14 protein-coding genes are annotated in these 19,584 nt (G+C 71.2%); 6 read left to right on the plus strand and 8 right to left on the minus strand.

The window, feature by feature from the left end:
* Nucleotides 1-235: 235 nt before the first annotated feature.
* Nucleotides 236-1,945: a PHP domain-containing protein gene (locus OG788_RS34065; RefSeq protein WP_406374948.1), complete on the plus strand. Its 1,710-nt coding sequence runs from the start codon at nt 236-238 to the stop codon at nt 1,943-1,945.
* Nucleotides 1,942-2,643 (plus strand): hypothetical protein, encoded by a 702-nt coding sequence (locus OG788_RS34070; protein WP_406374949.1) that lies wholly within the window; start codon nt 1,942-1,944, stop codon nt 2,641-2,643. Before OG788_RS34065 ends, OG788_RS34070 begins: the two co-directional genes overlap by 4 nt.
* A gap of 107 nt (nt 2,644-2,750) precedes the next feature.
* Here OG788_RS34070 and OG788_RS34075 read toward each other — a convergent pair whose 3' ends face one another.
* The 7 genes from OG788_RS34075 to OG788_RS34105 form a co-directional block, all read right to left on the minus strand.
* Nucleotides 2,751-3,938 (minus strand): MFS transporter, encoded by a 1,188-nt coding sequence (locus OG788_RS34075; protein ID WP_406374950.1) that lies wholly within the window; start codon nt 3,936-3,938, stop codon nt 2,751-2,753.
* Complete coding sequence (locus OG788_RS34080) at nt 3,931-6,858, minus strand: glycoside hydrolase family 2 TIM barrel-domain containing protein (protein ID WP_406374951.1); 2,928 nt, start codon at nt 6,856-6,858, stop codon at nt 3,931-3,933. The genes OG788_RS34075 and OG788_RS34080 overlap by 8 nt, the downstream gene beginning before the upstream one ends.
* 12 nt (nt 6,859-6,870) lie before the next feature.
* Nucleotides 6,871-7,749: a carbohydrate ABC transporter permease gene (locus OG788_RS34085; RefSeq protein ID WP_406376916.1), complete on the minus strand. Its 879-nt coding sequence runs from the start codon at nt 7,747-7,749 to the stop codon at nt 6,871-6,873.
* Nucleotides 7,750-7,757: 8 nt separating this feature from the next.
* Nucleotides 7,758-8,723, minus strand: coding sequence for a sugar ABC transporter permease (locus OG788_RS34090; protein WP_351536674.1), 966 nt, complete (start codon nt 8,721-8,723; stop codon nt 7,758-7,760).
* A gap of 20 nt (nt 8,724-8,743) precedes the next feature.
* On the minus strand, nt 8,744-10,006 hold the full coding sequence (locus OG788_RS34095) for a sugar ABC transporter substrate-binding protein (RefSeq protein ID WP_351536671.1): 1,263 nt from the start codon (nt 10,004-10,006) through the stop codon (nt 8,744-8,746).
* 239 nt (nt 10,007-10,245) lie between these two features.
* Nucleotides 10,246-11,496 carry an ROK family transcriptional regulator gene (locus tag OG788_RS34100; RefSeq protein ID WP_406374952.1) on the minus strand — a complete coding sequence of 417 codons (1,251 nt, stop codon included), beginning with the start codon at nt 11,494-11,496 and terminating at the stop codon, nt 10,246-10,248.
* 190 nt (nt 11,497-11,686) lie between these two features.
* Entirely contained in the window at nt 11,687-12,931 is a 1,245-nt protein-coding gene (locus tag OG788_RS34105; protein ID WP_406376917.1) for an FAD-binding protein, read from the minus strand.
* 174 nt (nt 12,932-13,105) lie between these two features.
* On the opposite strand from OG788_RS34105, the gene OG788_RS34110 reads away from it, so the two are divergent.
* Nucleotides 13,106-14,113, plus strand: coding sequence for a hydroxyacid dehydrogenase (locus tag OG788_RS34110; RefSeq protein ID WP_406374953.1), 1,008 nt, complete (start codon nt 13,106-13,108; stop codon nt 14,111-14,113).
* 21 nt (nt 14,114-14,134) lie between these two features.
* On the opposite strand, the gene OG788_RS34115 is transcribed toward OG788_RS34110, so the two are convergent.
* Nucleotides 14,135-15,019: an alpha/beta fold hydrolase gene (locus OG788_RS34115; protein WP_406374954.1), complete on the minus strand. Its 885-nt coding sequence runs from the start codon at nt 15,017-15,019 to the stop codon at nt 14,135-14,137.
* Between the two features lie 327 nt (nt 15,020-15,346).
* Here OG788_RS34115 and OG788_RS34120 point away from each other — a divergent pair, with 327 nt between their 5' ends.
* The 3 genes from OG788_RS34120 to OG788_RS34130 all read left to right on the plus strand — a co-directional run bounded on the left by OG788_RS34120 (nt 15,347) and on the right by OG788_RS34130 (nt 19,345).
* Nucleotides 15,347-16,009, plus strand: a complete 663-nt coding sequence (locus tag OG788_RS34120; protein ID WP_356749393.1) for a pyridoxamine 5'-phosphate oxidase family protein — start codon at nt 15,347-15,349, stop codon at nt 16,007-16,009.
* A 71-nt stretch (nt 16,010-16,080) separates the two neighbouring features.
* Entirely contained in the window at nt 16,081-17,403 is a 1,323-nt protein-coding gene (locus OG788_RS34125; protein WP_406374955.1) for a radical SAM protein, read from the plus strand.
* A 442-nt stretch (nt 17,404-17,845) separates the two neighbouring features.
* Nucleotides 17,846-19,345 (plus strand): cellulose binding domain-containing protein, encoded by a 1,500-nt coding sequence (locus tag OG788_RS34130; RefSeq protein ID WP_406374956.1) that lies wholly within the window; start codon nt 17,846-17,848, stop codon nt 19,343-19,345.
* The last annotated feature ends 239 nt before the right edge of the window (nt 19,346-19,584 follow it).

Below are 19,584 nucleotides of genomic sequence, written 5' to 3' on the forward strand. Positions count from 1 at the left end.
TTGCGCCACAGAGTGTTTCCTGGAGAACCTAGGCGGAACCCTAGTCCCGACCTGGACCGAACTCCACGGAAGCCTGACGCAACGGACACCCCGCCAGTCAACAGGCCTACTGGTAAAGGTAGTTGACCGGTCCAGGTCGCCCCGTGATCACGAGCACGCCGCATGCCGTTCATGCTCCGAGCCGAATCTCCTCATGACGCGTCCGCAGGGGCGGGGCGGGACTCGGGAGACGGTCATGGGGCACACGCACGGACACGAGCACGGGCATCACCATCACCACCATCACGGCCACGAGGACACGGGCGCCCCGCTGCCCGCCGCCTTCGACACCTCCGTGCCCGACGAGGCGCTCACACCCGAGCAGCGGTCGCGCCGTTCGCTGCTGCGCCGCGCGGGGCTGCTCGGCGCGGGCCTCGCCGCCGGAGGCGTCCTCGCGCAGGGGGCGGCCACCCCCGCGCACGCCTCCGCGGGAGGCCGGAGAAGAAACGGCTTCCTGTGGCTGGCCGGCGACCACCACATCCACACCCAGTACAGCAGCGACGGCAAGTACCGCGTCGGCGACCAGGTCCGGCAGGGTGCCGCACACGGCCTGGACTGGATGGTCATCACCGACCACGGCAGTGAGACGCACGCCAGGATCGGTGTGGAGAAGGTCAACCCGGACATCCGGGAGGCCCGGGACGCCTACGAGGACACGCTCGTCTTCCAGGGCCTCGAGTGGAACATCCCGGCCGCCGAGCACGGCACGGTCTTCGTCCACCCGGGCCGGAACGAGGTCGCGGTCCTCAAACAGTTCGAGACCGACTACGACGGCAGCGTGAAGGGCGCCTCCGACTCGACGCCCGCCAACGAGGCGCTGGCGATCGCGGGCCTCGACTTCCTCGCGCGGCAGGTGGAACGGCGCACGGTGAAGGACGCCCTGATGCTCGCCAACCACCCGGCGCGGCGCGGTGTGGACTCGCCGCACGAGATCCGCGGCTGGCGCGACGCCACCGCCCCCGGCCGTCAGATCGCCGTCGGTTTCGAAGGCGCGCCGGGCCACCAGGCCGCGGGTCTGGCCGCACCGCTCGGCATGGGCCGGGCCCGTGGCATCTACGACAACAGCCCGAGCGCCGCCTCCTTCGCCGGGTACCCGCTGGAGAGCTACCGCACCTGGGGCGGCTTCGACTGGATGACCGCCACCGTCGGCGGACTGTGGGACAGCCTGCTCGCCGAGGGCAAGCCCTGGTGGATCACCGCCAACTCCGACTCCCACCAGGTCTACACGGACACCGCCGTACGCGGCGGACCGGACAGCGACTTCACCGCCAACGGCAGGCACACCGACCCGGTCTACGGCGGCAGGATCGACCTCACCCAGGGCGACTACTGGCCCGGTCAGTACAGCCGTACGCACGTCGGCGCCGACGGATTCTCGTACGCCGCCGTGATGGACGGCATCCGCGCCGGCCGGGTGTGGGTCGACCACGGGCAGATCGTCAGCGGTCTCGACGCGCGGGTCGCGGGCGGCGGACGCTGGGCCACCCTCGGCGGCGCGCTGCGCGTGCGCAAGGGCACCCGGGTCACGCTCACCGTCGACCTGGGACTGGCCGGTGCCCCCAACTGGGCCGGTTTCCTGCCGAAGGTGGCGCGCGTCGACGTCATCCAGGGCGACGTGACGGGCCCGGTCGCGGACCGGGACACGATCACGGCTCCCACCGCTCGGGTCACCCGGTCCTACGAGGTGAACAAGTCGGCCGGCACGGTCCGGCTCACCTACGACCTCGGCGCCGTCGACCGCCCCGTGTACGTCCGTCTGCGGGGCACCGACGGCAACCGTTCCGCCGTCGGCCTGATGGGCGCGGCGGTCGACCCGGCCGGTCCGGCGGTGGACGTCGTCGGCGACGCGGACCCGTGGAAGGACCTGTGGTTCTACTCCAACCCGGTGTGGGTCCTCCCGTCGTGACCGGGTGGTACGTCGTCGGAGTCGACACCGGACACACGGGAGCCCTGCGGGAGGCCGACCACCTGCTGCGTGCGCTGGCTGTCGAACTCGACCTGCACGACGACGTGTTGGGTTGCACGCACCATGTACGGGACGGACGGCGGCCGCACACGGCGCTGTCCTTCGCCCTGCCGTCGGAGCGTGCGGCCCGCGCGGCCTGGCAGCGGCTCACAGGGACCGATTCCGGAACCGACCTGGATGCCGGTGCCGGTGCCGGTGCCGGTGTGGCCCTGGGCGTGGGCGTGTGGACGGGTGAGGGCGGCCCGCCGGGAGCCGGTCCCGACGTCGGTGCCGGTGTGGTGCTGGGCGTGGCCTTCGACGGGGAGCGGCACGGGCCCGCCGACCTCGCGGCCGGCGCCGCCCACGCCGCCGCGGAGCACACGGCGCGCACGGCCGGCCGCGCCGTCCTGTACCCGGGGGCCGAGGCACTGACCGGCACCGTGACCGTCGCGCGGCTGCTGGAAGTCTCACGGGTGGACCGGATCGCCGTACTCGGCGCGCCCGAAGGCGTCCCCGCGGAACGGCAGTTGGTCACGCGCGACCACGTGCGTCCGGAGTGGCGCGACGGTCGCCTGATCCTCGCGGCGATGCCCGCCGCGGGCGGAACACTGGTCCCCTTCGAGGTGCCGGACCCGACACCCTGCTGCGCGGGCCACTGAGCCCCAGGGGCGGCGCGGAGGCGGGACGGCAGGCCGGTCGCGCGGTCACCCGGCCGTGCGACCGCCGGAGGTCCCCCGGGGCCGCCGGCGGGCCCGGCGAGCGTGGCTCACGGCACTCGGGGCGAGGGCCTCCGGGTCAGCCGGATCAGCTGGACGGTGGCCACCAGCGAGGCCGTCGACAGCAGCGTCAGCAGCCACGGCACCGCGCGAATGCCCGACGCCTCGATACCCACGCCGAGCAGCGGGGGAGCGGCGACGCCGCCGATCATCGACGCCGCGATCACCCAGGCCCCGGCTCTCCCCGCCTGCGGAAGCGCGCTGTTGAGCCAGGTCAGCCCGGTCGGGAACACCGGCGCGATGAACAGGCCCACACCGGCGTACGCCACCGGGGCCGCCGCCGGCATCAGCGCCAGCAGCAGGCACGCCGTCATGCCGGCCGCGCAGACAGCGAGGATGCGCTCGGGCGCGTACCGCAGGGCGACCGGGACGACGAGGAAACGGCCCGCCGTCATCATCAGCCAGTACACCGAGGTGGCGGACGCGGCGACGGTCGCGCTGTAGCCGACGGTCTCCAGATGTGTCGGCTCCCAGCCGCCGACGCCCGCCTCGACGGCGACGTTCAGGATGTAGAGCACGAGGAAGCCGATCAGGACACGGGAGAGCGCCCCGCCTCCGGAGGGCGGCGCCGCCCGGTCGCCGGGAGCGGCGCTCTGTGCCGCCCCGCCGCGGACCCCGCCCGTGCACAGGACCAGCACGCCCGCGAGCACCGCGCACACCCCGAACGCGTACGGGTAGTCGTCCGGCCCCACCCACGCGATCAACGCGGGCCCGAGTACGGCGCCGATGCCGAAGTGCGCGTTCAGCACGTTCAGCATCGCCGTCGAACGGTCGCCGAAGCCGACGGCGAACAACTGGTTGAGGCCGTAGTCGACACCGCCGAAGCCGAGACCTCCGAGGAAGGCTGCGGTGAGGGCGAGCGGCCAGTCCGGGGCGAGTGCGAACCCGGCGGCACCCGCCGCCATCAGTCCGTAACTGGCGCTCAGCAGAAGGCGATTGCTGATCCGGGCGTGAACGGCGTTGAAGGCGAGGACACCCGCGACCCCACCGGTGAAATGAAGGCTCAGGCCGAGTCCGGCCGCCGGCGGAGTGAGGCCGAACTCCGCGCGCAGGCCCGGCACGGCGGGACCGTAGAGCGCCTGGATCATGCCGATGAGGACGAACGCGACGCAGGACGCGACCGCGGCCGGACGGCTGAAGAGCCGTCCGGCCGCGGTCGGTATGACGGTGTCAGTCATGGATCTCCGAGAAGACGAACGAGAACTCCGCCGGCTCGGCCCGCAGTTGGTAGGGGGGAAGCGCGCCGGGGCCGCACGACTGCGAACCGATGCCCTGCTGGCCGTGGTCGAGGTTGACCCAGACGGTGTCACCCGGCCGCAGATCCGGCAGATGGTCCGCCGCGTCCAGCTGCTCGGTGGTCCAGCGGCGCGCGGTGAACCAGAAGGAGGGGTCGCCCTCGATCCGCAGGCCCCCGATCCGCGCCCAGCGGACGTCGGCCCGGGCGCCGTTCTCCTGCGGGCGCACGTACGGCGTCTGCATCTCGTCGACCGCCGACTCCCAACGGCCGATCAGGGAAGCCGACTTGGTGTCCGGATAGCCTTCTCCGGGGCCGCCGCCGAACCATGTCACCCGGTCCGCGGAGCCCGTGAGCCCGAGCCGGACGCCGAGCCGGGGCAACGGCAGCGTCCACTCGCCCTCCGGGGCCACCGACACGGTCAGCCGCAGCCGCGTGCCGTCGGAGGTCCACCGGTACACCGTGCGCAGGCCCACCTCCCAGGCCGCGGGCGCCACCCGGGTGCGTACGGTCAGGGCGTCGTCGCCCGGCTCCACCCCGTCCAGCCGGTGCCGCATCCGGTGCAGGCCCAGCGTGCGCCAGAGCGTCCCGTAGCGGGCGTCCGGCTGCCAGCTCGCACCGTTGTCGTTGTCGGTCGGGGCGCGCCACACGTCCAGCCGCGGGCCGGTGACCTCGATCCCGCCGATCGTCAGCAGCGCACCGGTGCGGGCGTCGAAGGTGCCCGGCCCGAGGGTGATCACCCGCCCGCCCGGCACCGGAGCGGCGTTTGACGTCAGGCGTGGCAACACCGGCTCCGAGACGGCCAGTTGGGTCCAGGCGACGACATGGCCGCGCGGCCCCCACGCCGTCTCCTCGGCCAGCACCGCACGGACCGTCCACCAGGCCTCGGCGCCCCGCGGGTCCGCGGGCGGCGTCGGCAGCTTGACGTCGGCCGACTCGCCGGCTGCCAGCGCGGGCACCGGGAGCAGGCCCGACTCGACGGTCTCGCCGTCCACTTGGTACGACCACTCGAAGGCGAGGGCGGAGAGATCCGCGAAGTCGTACCCGTTGGTGACGCGCACGGTGCCGTCCGAGCCCAGCGTCCGGCCCTCTTCGGACGCGGCGGAAGAGACCCCGCCGTCGATGCGGACGGGCTCGATCACCTTCTTGTACTCGACGAGCCCGGGGGAGGGTGTCCGGTCGGGGAAGAGGAGCCCGTCGCAGACGAAGTTCCCGTCGTGCAGCTCCTCGCCGAAGTCACCGCCGTACGCGAACCCGTACCGCTCGTCCTGGATGCCGTGGTCGATCCACTCCCAGACGAAACCGCCCTGGACGCGGTCGTACGAGGTGAAGAGGGCCTGGTAGTCCGCGATGCCGCCGGGGCCGTTGCCCATGGCGTGTCCGTATTCGCAGAGGATGAAGGGGAGTTCGCGCCGCCGTCGGCCACCGCCGTCCAGGCGCCGGCCGATCCGCTCGACCTCGGCGTGAGGCGCGTACATGCGCGAATAGACGTCCGTGTCACGGCAGTCGATGTCGCCCTCGTAGTGGATGAGGCGTGAGCCGTCGCGGCCCCGGATCCACTCGGCCATGGTGGTGAGACCGCGCCCGGTACCGGCCTCGTTGCCCAGGGACCAGAGGACGACGGACGGGTGGTTCTTGTCGCGTTCGACCATGCGCGCCGCCCGGTCGAGCAGCGCGGGTGTCCAGCGGGCGTCGTCGACGGGGTTGTCGCGCCAGGCCTGTTCGGTGAAACCGTGGGTCTCCAGGTCGCATTCGTCGATGACCCACAGGCCGTACTCGTCGCACAGGTCGAGGAACGCGGGGTGCGGCGGATAGTGAGACGTGCGCACGGCGTTGATGTTGTGCCGTTTCATGAGCAGCACGTCGGCGAGCATGGTCTCCGGATCGAGGGCGCGGCCCTTCTCCGGATGCCATTCGTGCCGGTTGACGCCCTTGAAGAGGACCGCTCTGCCGTTGACCTTGATCAGGCCGTCCTCGAGCGTGACGGTACGGAAGCCGATGCGCAGCGGGACGCGCTCGCCCTCCGTGACCAGTTCACCGTCGTACAGCCGCGGCGTCTCGGCCGTCCACGGCAGCACCGGCACCGTGAGGTCCGTGCCGGTCTCGACATCGATGTCCAGGGCGGGCACGAGGACCCGCCCGTCGACGTCGGAGTCGACGCGCAGGGTCCCCAGGCCTTCGCGGTGGTCGTAGGAGGCGTGCACGAAGAAGTCGAGCGCGCTGCCCGCCGGGCGGTGCAGCAGGGTGACGTCACGGAAGATGCCCGGCAGCCACCACTGGTCCTGGTCCTCCAGATAGGAGCCCGCCGACCACTGGTGCACCCGGACCGCGAGCACATTGCCGCCCGGCCGCAGCAGATGGCCCACGGCGAACTCGTGCGGCAGCCGGGAGCCCTTGAACTCGCCGAGGTCCGTGCCGTTCAGCCAGACCCGGGCACAGGACTCGACGCCGTCGAAGCGCAGGACCGTGCCGCCGTCCGCCGGCCAGTCCGACGGCAGGTCGAAGGGGCGCAGATGGTCACCGGTCGGGTTCTCGGTCGGCACGCGCGGCGGGTCGACCGGGAACGGGTAGAGGTGGTTGGTGTAGATCGGTGCGCCATGGCCCTGCAGCACCCAGTGGCCGGGGACCCGGACCTCGGCCCAGTCCCCGGCCTCGTACCCCTCGGCCGCGAAGGAGTCGTCCTCGGCGTCGGCGGTGGGCGAGAGCCGGAAGCTCCAACTGCCGTTCAGTGACAAGGACCTGGCGTCCGAGGCCGGGTACCAGGCGCGCGGCGGCAGGGCGCCGCTGCCGGGGGAGACGTCCTCGACGTAGTCGGTGGCGGACGGGGGAGAGGCCGGTGTTCCGGGGGAGGTGCGGAAAGACATGCGTCTCCTAGGTCAGCCCTTGATGCCGGTCTGCGCGATGCCCTGGACCAGCCAGCGCTGGAGGAAGAGGAACACGAACACCAGGGGCAGGATGGAAATGGCCGTGGCCATGAAGATCAGATGGAAGTTGACGGTCTGGTTCGTCATGTACGAGGAGAGGGCGACCTGGACCGTCCACGCCTCGGGGTTCTGGCCGATGACCAGCGGCCACAGGAAGGCGTTCCAGCCGCTGATGAAGGTGATGGTCGCGATCGCGGCGAAGAAGTTCAGCGAGTTGGGCACGACGATGCGCCAGTACGCGCCCCAGTAGCCGAGCCCGTCCATGCGCGCCGCCTCCTCCAGCTCCTTCGGGAACCCCAAGAAGTACTGCCGGAAGAGGAAGCACGTGAAACCGCTGAAAAGCCCCGGGATGATGAGACCGCGAAGACTGTCCACCCATCCGAGCGAGGAGACCAGCACGAAGCTCGGGACGAAGGTGACGGCGGAGGGGACCATCAGGGTCACCAGCACTCCGTAGAAGACCTTGTTGGCGTGCTTGTACGGGATCCGGGCGAGGCCGTAGCCGGCGAGCGAGCAGACCAGCAGGGTGCCGATGGTGTGCAGCACACCGACCACGGCGGAGTTCCACAGGGAGCGGGCGAAGGGCACGGTGGGGTCGTCGAACAGCTCCCCGATGTTGCCCCACTTGAGATCGGTGGGGAAGAACTGCCAGTTCTCGCCGGTGATTTCGGCGTCGGTCGACAGAGCGTTGCGGACCAGCAGGTAGAAGGGGACGAGGAACAGCAGGCCGGCGACCCCTGTGGCGATGTACAAGCCGGTGCTGCCGAGGACGCCACGCCGGTTCCCTCCGCGCTTCCTCGGCGGCGCGGCGTGGGCCTTCCGGCCTTCCATGACGGCGGTCACTCGGCTTCCTCCCCGCGTCCGAATCCCATGAACTTGCCCTGGAGCAGCGTCACCATGCAGATCAGCAGGGTGAGGATGACCGCGCCCGCGCTGCCCGCGCCGTAGTCCTGGGCCTGGCCGAGCGCCGTGTAGTACAGCTCGACGAGCGGCGGGCGGCCCCATGTGGTCTTCGACAGCAGGTTGAAGAACTCGTCGAAGGCCTGGTAGGCGGCGACCAGGAGCAGCAGGATCACGGCCGTCGAGGTGGCGCGCAGCTGCGGCAGGGTGATGTGGCGGAAGGTCTGCCAGCCGGGCCGGGCACCGTCGATCGCTGCGGCCTCGTACAGCTCCGGCGGGATGTTCTGCAGGGCGGCCAGGAAGAGGATCATGTAGAAGCCGGCCTGGAGCCACAGCCGGGCGGTCACGATGACCAGCCAGTACCAGGGCGGATCTGGGTTGGCCAGCCAGGCGATGTTCTCGATCCCGAACCAGCCGAGGACGGTGTTCATCAGACCGAAGCGGACCCCGCTGAAGATGGACATCTTCCAGATCAGCGAGGCGGCGACATAGCTGCACGCGGTCGGCAGGAAGAACACCGACCGGTAGAACGCCCGCATGAACCGCAGCCGGTTCACCAGCAGCGCGAGGCCGAGCGAGAGCGCCCAGGTCAGGGGCACGATGAACGCGGCGAACACGGTGAAGGTGACCAGTGCCCCGGTGAAGTTGCCGTTCTCCAGCATCTGCCGGTAGTTGTCGAAGCCGACGAACTTGTCCGGGGTGACCGTGAAGCGTGCCTCGAAGAAGCTCAGCCACAGGCTCCAGCCGATCGGCACGTACACGAAGACCAGCAGGCCGAGGAGGAAGGGGCCGGTGAAGAGCCAGAAGTTGAGGGTGCTGCCGCCCCGCAGCCCCCGCCGCGGCCGGGCCGTCGTGGCCTTGGCCGGGGCGGGGCGCGAGACTCCGCGTGGAGTGGTGATCGACATGTCGCAGCCCGTCCGTCGGTCTATCCGAAGAGCTTCTTGAGCTCGCGGTTGACGGTCACGTCGGCCTTGTCGAGCGCGGCCTCCGGGTCCCCGTCCTTGCGGACGGAGTTGGCGAAGACGTCCTCAAGGGCGGTGATCATGGACTGGGTCCAGCCGATGTTGTCGAAGTGCCCGTACTCGCCGAAGAGCTTGACGCCCTCGGCGGGCAGACCCGACTTGAGCTTGGTGGCGGACGCGGCGAGCGAGGAGCGCGGCGGTATGTGGAAGCCGTACGACAGCGACCAGTCCTCCTGGTACTTCTTCTGCTCGATCCAGAGCCACTTGACGTACTCCTTGGCCAGGTCGACGTTCTTGCCCTTGGCGTTGACGAACATCGACCAGCCGCCGTTGTAGACGGAGGGCTTGCCGTCGTCGGTGACCTTCGGGAAGGCGAAGACCCCGATGTCGTCGCCGAGCGTCTTCTGCATCTGGGGCATCGCCCACATGCCGCAGAACTGGATGGCGCACAGGCCCTGGTTGAGCGCCGACGGGTCCCAGTAGTCGGCCGGGGCGTCCAGGAGCAGATGGCCGCTGGTGAAGAGCTTGCGCATCTTCTTCAGGCCCTCCTTGACGCCCTCGGTGTGGTAGGCGATCTGGTTCTTGTCGTCGAGGGTGTCGGCGCCCGCCGACCAGATCATCGGGTTGATCACCGCGTGCAGGTCGTTGCCGATGAACAGGCCCTTGACCTTGCCGGTGGTCAACTTCGCCGCGGCCTCGATGAGTTCGTCGAGGGTGGTCGGAACGTCGACGCCGGCCTTCTCCAGCAGCGAGGGCCGGTAGAAGAAGAACTGCGGGTCGTCGATCATCCGGACGCCGTACGTCTTCCCGTCGACCGTGTGCGAGGCGATGTCGGCCGGGTTGAAGTCGTCCTTGACCGGTTCGATGATGTCGCTGAGGTCCGCCACCTGACCGCTCTTGACGAGCTGGATCTGCGGGTGGAACTCGAACAGGTCGGGCGCGTTCTTGGTGAGCAGCGAGGCGAACAGCTTGCTCTCGAAGTCGCTGCCGGTGATCCACTGCGTGGTCACCTGGGCCTTGTCGTAGGCCTTCGCGTACTTCTTGATGGCCTGCTCGGTGCCCGCCTCCCCGTAGGCGTGGAAGTACTGGACCAGTTCCTTGCCCGAACTCCCGCCCCCGGAACGCCCGTTGTTGCTGCCGCACGCGGCCAGTGGCCCGAGGGCGGCGAGGCCGGCGGCGGCCCTCAATACGGATCGACGGTCCCAGTTGCTGCTCATTGCCGACATGTTGACGTCCTTGTCCTGAGTGCGGCTGCGGCTCGAATTCGCGGTGCGGTGCGGGACGTTAACCTTCTGCTAAGGCTTCGGCAAGGGGTTGGACGAAGTCGGTGCGAAGCGTTGTCGGGGGTTCGGGATACCGGACGTGCCGGAGTCGCGGTCCACCTTCGGGACGGACCGCGATGCCTCAACTCACCTCGACGCGGCGCCCCTTGGAGCGGACCGCGCCGACGGTGCCGAGTCCGTCGTCACGCGGACGGTGCCGTACGACTCCGTGCGGGGGCGGCCCGTTTGGCGGCCGGCCGCTGGCCGACCGACTGGAGCGCTCCCTCGAGGGCGAACGTCGCGGCGCCGAGGCAGACCGGGTCGGTCGGAATGGGGGACAGGACGATCTCGGTGGCCGCGAAGGGGCGCCGCAGCGCGTGCCGGGCGACGGCCTCGCGCACCTCGCGCAGCAGCGGTTCCCCCAGCGTGGCCGCGACCCAGCTGCTCAGCACGACCACTTCGGGGTTGAGCAGGTTCACCAGGTCGGAGATCCCGGCGCCGAGGTAACGCGCGGTGTCGCGCACGACCTTGAGGGCCACCGGGTCCCCGGTGGCGACGCCCGCCGCGAGCGCGTCGATGGTGGCCGTCTGGTCCTCCGGGTGCAGCAGGGTGCTGCCGGGGCTCGACTCCCGTAGATTCAGCATGATTCCGGGAGCGCCCACGTAGGTCTCCACACAGCCGTGGTTGCCGCAGTGGCACAGCCGGCCGTCCAGGACGAGGGTGGTGTGGCCCCACTCGCCGGCGCTGTTGCTGACACCGCGGTGCAGTCCGCCGCCGAGCGCCAGGCCGGCGCCCACGCCGGTGCCCAGGTTGACCACGACGGCGTCACCGCGTCCCCGGGCCGCGCCGAACCACAGCTCGGCGACGGCGCAGGCGCGCAGGGGGTTGTCGAGGTAGAGGGGGTAGGCGATGTGCTCCGCGAGCAGATCGAGCAACGGCACGTCGTGCCAGTCCCAGTTGGGCGCGTACTCCGCCACTCCGGTGTCGCGGTCGACCTGCCCGGGGACGCTGACGCCCACGCCGAGGACGCGCGCGCCTTCCACCCCGGCCTGCGCGACCACCGAGCCGACGGCGGCCGCGACATGCCCGACGACCTGCTCCGGACGGCTCTCGCCGGGGCGCATGTCCTCGTCGGCGCGGGCGAGCACGTTCAGGGCGAGGTCGAACAGCTCGACGCGGACGTAGGTCTCCGCGATGTCGACGCCGATCAGGGCGCCCCCTGTCGCGTTGACCGCCACCAGCCCCCGCGGGCGGCCGCCCGCGGAGTCCTCGAACCCGACCTCGGTCAGCATCCGCAGATCGAGCAGCTCACCGACGAGCGTGGCGACCGTGGCCAGACTGAGCCCGGTCTCCGTCGCCAACTCCTGCCGCGAAGTGGGTGATTCGGCGATGATCTGGCGCAGCACCTCGTAACGGTTCGCGGTGCGGATGTCGCGTGATGTGCCGCGCTTCATGAGGCTCCCCTCGCTTCCGCGCACCGGGTACCGGGCACGTCGGCCGACCAGATCTTCCGGCCGGGGTCCGGGGCGCGCCCCGGGGCGGCACGGCACCGATCGCTGCCCTCGGTCCCTCCGTGCCATGGCGGGACCCGTCGGCCCCGGCGCGGCGCAAGGCTATGGCCTGGGAGGGACTTTCGACAAGGGGTTAGGAAAGGGGGTGGAGAAAGTCCCCCACGAAGGCGTTGGTGAACGTCCCCGCCGGGTCGAGTTCGCCGGCCAGCGCCCTGAAGTCGGCCAGCCGCGGCGAGCGGCCGCGCAACGCGGCGGGCGGCACGGTGAACACCTTGCCCCAGTGCGGCCGCGGCTCGAACGGCTCCAGCGCCTCCTCGACCCGCCGCACCACCGGCAGGACGGCCGCCGTGTCCTCCACCCAGGTGAAGTGCAGCGCCACGGTGTCCCGTCCGTACGCCGGACTCAGCCACTGTCGGTCGGCGGCCACGGTCCGCACCTCGCAGATCTGCAGCAGCGGCGCGATCGTCCCACGGATCGCGTCCAGGGCGTGCAGCGCGGCCAGGGCGTCCGAGCGCGCCAGCAGATACTCGGACTGCAGCTCCGCTCCGCTGCTCGGGGTGAACTCGGCCCGGAAATGCGGCAGCCGCTCGTGCCAGGGGCCCGGGACGCCGAGCTGTTCGGTGCAGTTGCGCGCGGGCATCCCCGGCACCGGGTGCATGGCCTCGGCCGCGGGAGCCGCCCACGGGAAGTCGGTCACCGGCCGGTCGGTGCGCCGCTTGACCCACACCTGCCGGAAGCCGGGGCGGCCCCAGTCCGTGAACAGGCTCACGCTGTACGCCGACGCCGCGACCGCCTCGAAGTCCAGTCCCTCCAGGGGGAGTTCGGTGAACACGTGCTGGCTCACCTCGAAGTCGGGTTCCAGGTCGAGGGTGAGCGCCGTGACCACCCCGAGCGCGCCCAGCGACGTCACGGCGCCGTCGAAGCGTTCGTCTCCCCGGCCGATCGTCAGGGACGAACCGTCCGCGGTGATCAGCTCGACCTCGCGCACGGCGGCGGCGAGCGACCCGTTGGTGACGCCGGACCCGTGGGTGCCCGTGGCGACCGAGCCCGCCACGGAGATGTGCGGAAGCGAGGCCATGTTGTGCAGCGCGAACCCGTGCTCGTGCACCCGGCGGGCGAGTTCGGCGTACCGGACGCCGCCCGAGACCCGTACCGTACGGGCCGTCGTGTCGATGTCCACCGCGGGCGGCAGCGCGGTCAGCGACAGCAGGACGCCTTCCGGGCCCGGTTCGGCGATCTCGTTGAACGAGTGCCCGCTGCCCAGCACCCGTACGCGGGAACTGTCCGCGACCAACGTCCGGAGCGCGGCGAGCGAGGAGGGCCGGTGCAGCTCCTTCGCCGCGTACGTGATGTTGCCGGCCCAGTTGGTCAGGGTCATCCCTGTCGTCCCTCCCGGGAAGTCGCCGTCCGTGGCCCGTGCTGTGACCACTCGTGGAACGTACCCTGCCGGTCCGCCCAGGTGGCAGACCTGTCCGTTGACCCTCTCACGTGCCGCGACCTACCGTAGAGAGCGGTTGCTGTCGTTGGCGTCGCCGAACCGGAAGGCCACCTCTTGCCCGAGCGTCCTGTGGCGATGTTCGCCATGACCGCCGAGAACGTGACGCGGATCTTCCCTCCGGACGCACTCGCCCGGCTGAGCGAGCTGGTGGACATCGATCTCTCCCTGGTGGCACGTGACTTCACCGATCCACGGGTACGCGCCCGCCTCGCCGCCACCGAGATCCTGATCACCGGCTGGGGATGCCCGACGCTCGACGCCGACACGCTCGACGCGGCCCCGGAACTGCGTGCCGTGCTGCACGCCGCCGGTTCCGTGAAGGGCTTCGCCGCGCCGGAGGTGTGGGAGCGCGGGATCGTCGTGTCGTCGGCCGCCGCCGCGAACGCGCTGCCCGTCGCCGAGTACACGCTCGCCATGATCCTGCTCGCCGGCAAGGACGTCTTCGCCCACCGGGACCGTCTGCGCGCCGAGCGGAGCTTCCCCTACGGCGACGTCCTGCCCGGCATCGGCAACTTCGGCCGCCGCGTCGGCATCGTGGGCGCCTCCCGCATCGGCAGGCGCCTCATCGAACTGCTGCGGCCCTTCGACCTGAGGGTGAGCCTCGCCGACCCCTACGTCGACGAAGCCGGGGCCGCCGCCCTCGGCGTCCCCCTGCTGCCGCTCGACGCCCTGCTCGGCGGAAGCGACATCGTCACCGTCCATGCCCCGCAGACATCCGAGACCCGGCATCTGATCGGCCGGCGCGAACTCGCCCTGATGCCCGCCGGATCGGTACTCGTCAACACGGCACGCGGCGCCCTGGTCGACCACGACGCCCTCGTCGAGGAGCTGCGCGCCGGGCGGATCAGCGCCGTCCTCGACGTCACGGACCCCGAGCCGCTCCCCGCCGACTCCCCGCTGTACGACCTCCCGAACGCCTTCGTCACACCCCATCTGGCCGGTTCCCAGGGCAATGAGGTCGCCCGGCTCGGCCAGACCGTGCTGGACGAGATCGAACGCCTGCTGTCGGGACGGGAGCCGGCGTACCGGATCGACCTGGAGGGACTGGCGCGGGCCGCCTGACCCGGGTGTTCGGAGCGCGCCTCACACGGTCGGGCGAAGCTCGCCGGCGAGAGGCTCCCGGAAGGCCGGACGCCCGAGGAACGCCGCCGTCGTCGCCACGAACCGGTCCGCGTCGTCGAGCCACGGGAAGTGCCCGGCCCCGGGCTGGACGACCAGCTCGGCGTGCGGGAACAGGTCGGCGAGTGCGGCCATCGCGGGAGGCGGGGAGTTCAGATCGACCTCCCCGGCGAGCACCAGCACCGAGCACGCCAGACGGCCCAGCGCCGCCCGGGTCTCGTCCGGGGCGAACGCGCCGTCGAGGTGACGGGCCGCGGCCTCGTGGTTCTTGTGCGCGTCCTCCGCGGCCCGGTGCGCCCGCGCGGCCTCGTCCCAACGCCCGTACCAGAAAGGGGCGATGGCCCGGAACGCGTCCGCGTCCCCGTTGCCACCGACGATCGCCTCCAGCGCCGCGAACGCCTCCGGGAACCACGGCTCGTCGTGCCGCAGCCGGGCCGTCGCCGTCCTGACCTCCGGGGCGATCTCGATCCCGACGGCGTAGACGCTCGGCGTGATCAGCGCGAGCCGCGCCACGCGGTCCGGATGGCGCTGCGCGTAGAGGATCGCCAGATTCGTCCCGCCGGAGTGCGCGAGCAGGTCCATCCGGTCGAGCCCGAGGTGCTCGCGCAGGGCCTCCACGTCGTCGACCAGCCGGTCGCAGCGGTACGAGGAGAGGTCCTCGGGGGTCGCGGAGCCGCCGGTGCCGCGCGGGTCCATCATGATCAGCCGCCGGTGCTCGGACAGGCCGCCCAGATTCCCGAGATACACGCAGTCCTGCATCGGTCCGCCCGGCAGACACACCACGGGCGAGCCCTCCCCGCAGGCGTCGAAGCTCAGCTCGGTCCCGTCGTACGCGGTGAAGACAGACATGGCCACGACTCTCGCAGCGGCGCCCGGACGGAGCAAACGAGTTCTCCGGGGATCGGGTGCGTGGCCCGGGGGGAGCCGACTCTCGGCGCGGACCGGCGGACCGGCGGGCCGGCGCGGACGGCGGACCGGCGGGGCGGGGGGCTCGGGGGCAGCGGGGCGCTCGCTGTCCCCCAGGGCCGCGCCCGTGTCATCGGGGAGCTCGACATGGCGTCCTCCGAGCGACCCGCGTGGTGCACCCGATGCGGATTCCGTTGCCATGGCACCCCTGGTGTGTTGATTCGGTCCATCCATGGCTCATCCCTCTGCGATATCGGTATTCTCGCGACCATGGCCCACGGACCCCTCCCCGACACCGACCTCACCCGCCACCGCCGGCTGCGCGAGCAGGGCAGTCTCGATCGCGCCGATCTCGACGCCATCCTCGACGCGGGCTTCGTCTGCCATCTCGGGGTGATCGTCGAGGGACGGCCGATCGTGGTGCCGACGGTGTACGGCCGGGGCGAGCACGATCTGTACGTCCACGGCTCCGTGGCCAGCAGGAGCCTGGCCGGCGACACCCCGGTGTGTGTGACCGTGACGCACGTCGACGGGCTCGTACTGGCACGGTCCGTGTTCGAGCACGGGGTGAACTACCGGAGCGCGATGATCCACGGGGTGCCCCGGAGGGTCACCGATCCCGAGGAGAAGACCGAGGCGCTGCGGCGGCTCACCGAGCACGCCACGCCCGGACAGTGGGACTACGCCCGCCGGCCCAGCCGCAAGGAACTGGCCGCGACCACCCTGCTCGCGCTCTCCCTCGAAGAGGCCTCGGTGAAGATCCGCACCGGAGCCCCGGACGACGGGGACGGACCCGACGCCGCTCTCGGTCTGTGGGCCGGAACGCTGCCGCTGGCCTCGGTCTGGGGCGCGCCCGAGCCGGACCCGCTGCTGCCGTCCGGACAGCCCGCTCCTGCGCACATCGCGCGGCGCGAGGGGACCCGGCACGGCTGATGTCCGGGCGGGGGCATACCGTGAGGAGTCGAACACGACAGACGAAGCAGGTCGGGAGCGAGGAGAACGGGATGGGCAGCCGCACCGCGCTGGTCGAGGATCTGATGGAGCGGTTCCCGCACGTGCCGCGGGAAGCCGTCTTCAAGGAGGACCTGCTCCGCGGGGGCATGGCCTTCGACGCCTCCGCCCTCAGCGACAACGAGAGCGGTGAGGTCAAACCGAAGTCGTACTTCATCTTCTCCTTCGACCACGGCACCCTGCCCGAGCTGGGCGAGGCAGCGCTCCGGCGCCCGCCCGAGGAGATCATCCTCACCGGCGGCCCGTACGACCTGCGGCGCACCGTCGTGTCCGTGCGCGTCAATCCCGCCTCGCCGTACCGCGTCGCCGCCGACGAGGACGGCGTCCTCGGGCTGTACCTCGACGGGAAGCGGATCTCCGATGTCGGAGTGCCTCCGATGCCGGAGTACTACCGGCACACCCTCTCGAGCGGGAAGTCCGTGATGGAGGTGGCCCCGACGATCCAGTGGGGGTACCTCATCTACCTCACGGTCTTCCGCGTGTGCCAGTACTTCGGCGCCAAGGAGGAGTGCCAGTACTGCGACATCAACCACAACTGGCGCCAGCACAAGGCCGCCGGCCGTCCGTACACCGGTGTGAAGGACGTCGAGGAGGTCCTCGAGGCGCTGGAGATCATCGACCGTTACGACACCGCGAAGGCGTCGACGGCCTACACCCTCACCGGTGGCGCGATCACCAAGACGGTCGCCGGGCGCGACGAGGCCGACTTCTACGGGCACTACGCCAAGGCCATCGAGGAGCGGTTCCCCGGGCGGTGGATCGGCAAGGTGGTGGCGCAGGCCCTCCCGCGCGACGACGTGCAGCGGTTCAAGGACTACGGCGTGCAGATCTACCACCCCAACTACGAGGTGTGGGACCGCCGTCTCTTCGAGCTGTACTGCCCCGGCAAGGAGCGTTACGTCGGCAGGGACGAGTGGCACAAGCGCATCCTCGACTCCGCCGAGATCTTCGGGGCGCGCAATGTGATCCCCAACTTCGTCGCGGGCGTGGAGATGGCCGAGCCGTTCGGCTTCACCACCGTCGACGAGGCGATCGCGTCGACGACCGAGGGGCTGCGCTTCTTCATGTCGCACGGCATCACGCCCCGCTTCACCACCTGGTGCCCGGAGCCGACGACGCCGCTCGGCAAGGCCAACCCGCAGGGTGCGCCGCTGGAGTACCACATCCGCCTGCTCGAGGCCTACCGCGCCACGATGGACGACTTCGGTCTCAAGTCGCCGCCCGGATACGGAGAACCCGGTCCCGGCCGCGCGGTCTTCTCCGTCAGCTCCTTCATGGACAGCCTTCCCGCGCAGGAGCCGGCCACCCAGGTGTGACCCGCGCCCCGCAGCGCACCCGCACGGCCCGGACGTCCTCCGTACGTCCGGGCCGTGCGCAGCTGTGCCATGCGCAGTTGTGCCAAGCGTCGCTGTGTCATGCGCCGCTGTTCAGTGCGCCGCTGTGCCGTGCGTCGCGTCGCACTGTGCCTGTTCCGCACCACGTCGGATCCGCACCGGCGGGGGAGTGGTGGGTCTTGTGAAAGTTGAAGCGATCGATCCCCCGCGGCCCGCGGTCCGTACGACACTCGGGGCGCCGGAAGCCGGACGGTCGCCGCGTGATCGCGCGACCACTCGATGTGCATACGCCGCTTGTCAGTTGTGTCGAAACCGTGAAAGGCTCTGGCCCGTTGTTGAGACGGTCTCCAACTCCCCAGTGAAACAAGGCGAGTTGGGCGTTGTGTGACGTTGCACATGGAAGCAGTGGATGCAGGAGCCCCCCATGCCAGACCTGCCGACCCCCCAGGATGCCGCCGAGGCCGCGCTGTTCTCGGAATGCTGGGACGCGGTCCTGTCGTACGCCGATCTGTGCACATCGGGTTCCGCGGCGGCCAGTCAGCTGGCCACCGAGGCGTTCACCCATGGCATCCATGAGGCGCGCGCGGTCGGGGTCCGCTCGAAGAACACCGGCCGCAGAACCCCCCGGCTGCCCCGGATCCCCTTGCTGCTGAACTCGGTCCGTACCACCGCGGCCGCCTGGGAGGCGCATGGTCAGGGCCACCGTCTGGACCCCGACCTCAGGCTGTGGCTCAACTCCGAGAAGGCCGCCCGCTACACCGGACCTCCCCTGCACCGCCCGATCGCGCTGCGCGGCCTGAGGGATCTTCAGGAAGCCGACGCGGCCCTGCTGTGGCTGGTCGAGGTGGAGGCGCTCCCCCTGCCCGCGGTGGCCCGGCGACTGGGGCTCGACCCCGTGGCGGCCGCCGAGGAACTCGGCCAGGTGCGGGCGCTGTTCAGGGACCGGTGCCATCGCAACCACCTCGACACCCCGATGGACACCAACTGCCGCAGCTACGCCCGGCTTCTCGACGCGGTCACCCGGTCACCGGGTGCCGAGACGCCCGAGGACCTCTCGCAGCACCTCGCCCACTGTGTGGAGTGCGCGGAGGCGGCCGGCTGTCTGCGGCTGCACGGCGGCGGGCTGCCCGCCGCGCTCGCGGGCGGGGTGATCGGCTGGGGCGGCCTCGCCTATCTGGAACGCAGGCGCCGCGCCGCCGAAGCCGGGCTGGCCGGCGGGCGCACGGACGCGGCCGTGGACACCGGTATCGCCGAGGCCAGGGCCGACGCGCCCCGGATCGGCCGCACCGGACTGCTGGTCGCCGCCGTCATCGTCTCCGGCCTCGCGCTCACCGTCTCCCTGATGCCCTTCGGCGCCGGGAACGACGGCGGCGCCGCCGCGCGCGGCGGCTCGGCCGACCGTCAGCCGGTGGCCGACCCGGGTGTGGTGTCCCCGTCGGCGACCAACCGCGGCGCGGGCTCGCTCGTCTCGCCCGAGCCCGGAGCCCCGAGCGCCGAGACGGGCTCGAAATCCGATCCCGAGCCCCAGGGCACGTCCTCGTCCTCGGCCCGCGCCGCCGCCAAGACCCCGGATTCCTCCAAGCCCGCGGACTCCACGAAGAGCGCCGCGTCCTGCGAGGTGGCCTACGACATCGTCAGCGAGTGGCCGGACGGCTTCCAGGCCACCGTCACCGTCACCTCCGACGAAGCCCTCGACTCCTGGCAGATCGCCTGGACGTTCGACGACGGCCAGCAGGTGTCGCAGATGTGGGACGGCACGTACGCCCAGCACGGCTCCCGGGTGACCGCGACCGCCGCCGACTACAACAAGTCCGTCGCCGCGGGCGGTTCCTTCGCCGTCGGTTTCAACGGCACCTGGCAGGACGGAAACACGGTCCCCGGCGCCTTCACCCTCAACGGCGACCGCTGCACGACCGCTCACTGACGCCTCGGCCCGTCGATCCCCTCGATCCGGTCGAGGACCCGACGGGCCCCGACGCGGTTCACATCGGGCACGCGGGCCGGCGCTGAGCCCGAACTCCGCGATGGGCGAGGCCCTCATGCGGAGGGAAGTGGGGGACCGGGTCGGCTACGTCAGTGGCTCCGGGCAGCGGCGGAGCGTGACGGTTCGGTTCGTCGAGGACTGACCCGGGGCCCTCGGGCGGCGACGCCTCCGCCGGTCGG

The sequence above is a fragment of the Streptomyces sp. NBC_00647 genome (assembly GCF_045207245.1).
In the GTDB taxonomy this organism is placed as follows: domain Bacteria; phylum Actinomycetota; class Actinomycetes; order Streptomycetales; family Streptomycetaceae; genus Streptomyces.

Coding starts and splice junctions, on each gene's coding strand:
- OG788_RS34090 (WP_351536674.1), bottom strand. CDS start 8,723: ATGTCGATCACCACTCCACGCGGAGTCTCGCGCCCCGCCCCGGCCAAG.
- OG788_RS34095 (WP_351536671.1), bottom strand. CDS start 10,006: ATGTCGGCAATGAGCAGCAACTGGGACCGTCGATCCGTATTGAGGGCC.
- OG788_RS34065 (WP_406374948.1), top strand. CDS start 236: ATGGGGCACACGCACGGACACGAGCACGGGCATCACCATCACCACCAT.
- OG788_RS34120 (WP_356749393.1), top strand. CDS start 15,347: ATGGCCCACGGACCCCTCCCCGACACCGACCTCACCCGCCACCGCCGG.
- OG788_RS34085 (WP_406376916.1), bottom strand. CDS start 7,749: ATGGAAGGCCGGAAGGCCCACGCCGCGCCGCCGAGGAAGCGCGGAGGG.
- OG788_RS34130 (WP_406374956.1), top strand. CDS start 17,846: ATGCCAGACCTGCCGACCCCCCAGGATGCCGCCGAGGCCGCGCTGTTC.
- OG788_RS34105 (WP_406376917.1), bottom strand. CDS start 12,931: ATGACCCTGACCAACTGGGCCGGCAACATCACGTACGCGGCGAAGGAG.
- OG788_RS34100 (WP_406374952.1), bottom strand. CDS start 11,496: ATGAAGCGCGGCACATCACGCGACATCCGCACCGCGAACCGTTACGAG.
- OG788_RS34125 (WP_406374955.1), top strand. CDS start 16,081: ATGGGCAGCCGCACCGCGCTGGTCGAGGATCTGATGGAGCGGTTCCCG.
- OG788_RS34075 (WP_406374950.1), bottom strand. CDS start 3,938: ATGACTGACACCGTCATACCGACCGCGGCCGGACGGCTCTTCAGCCGT.
- OG788_RS34080 (WP_406374951.1), bottom strand. CDS start 6,858: ATGTCTTTCCGCACCTCCCCCGGAACACCGGCCTCTCCCCCGTCCGCC.
- OG788_RS34115 (WP_406374954.1), bottom strand. CDS start 15,019: ATGTCTGTCTTCACCGCGTACGACGGGACCGAGCTGAGCTTCGACGCC.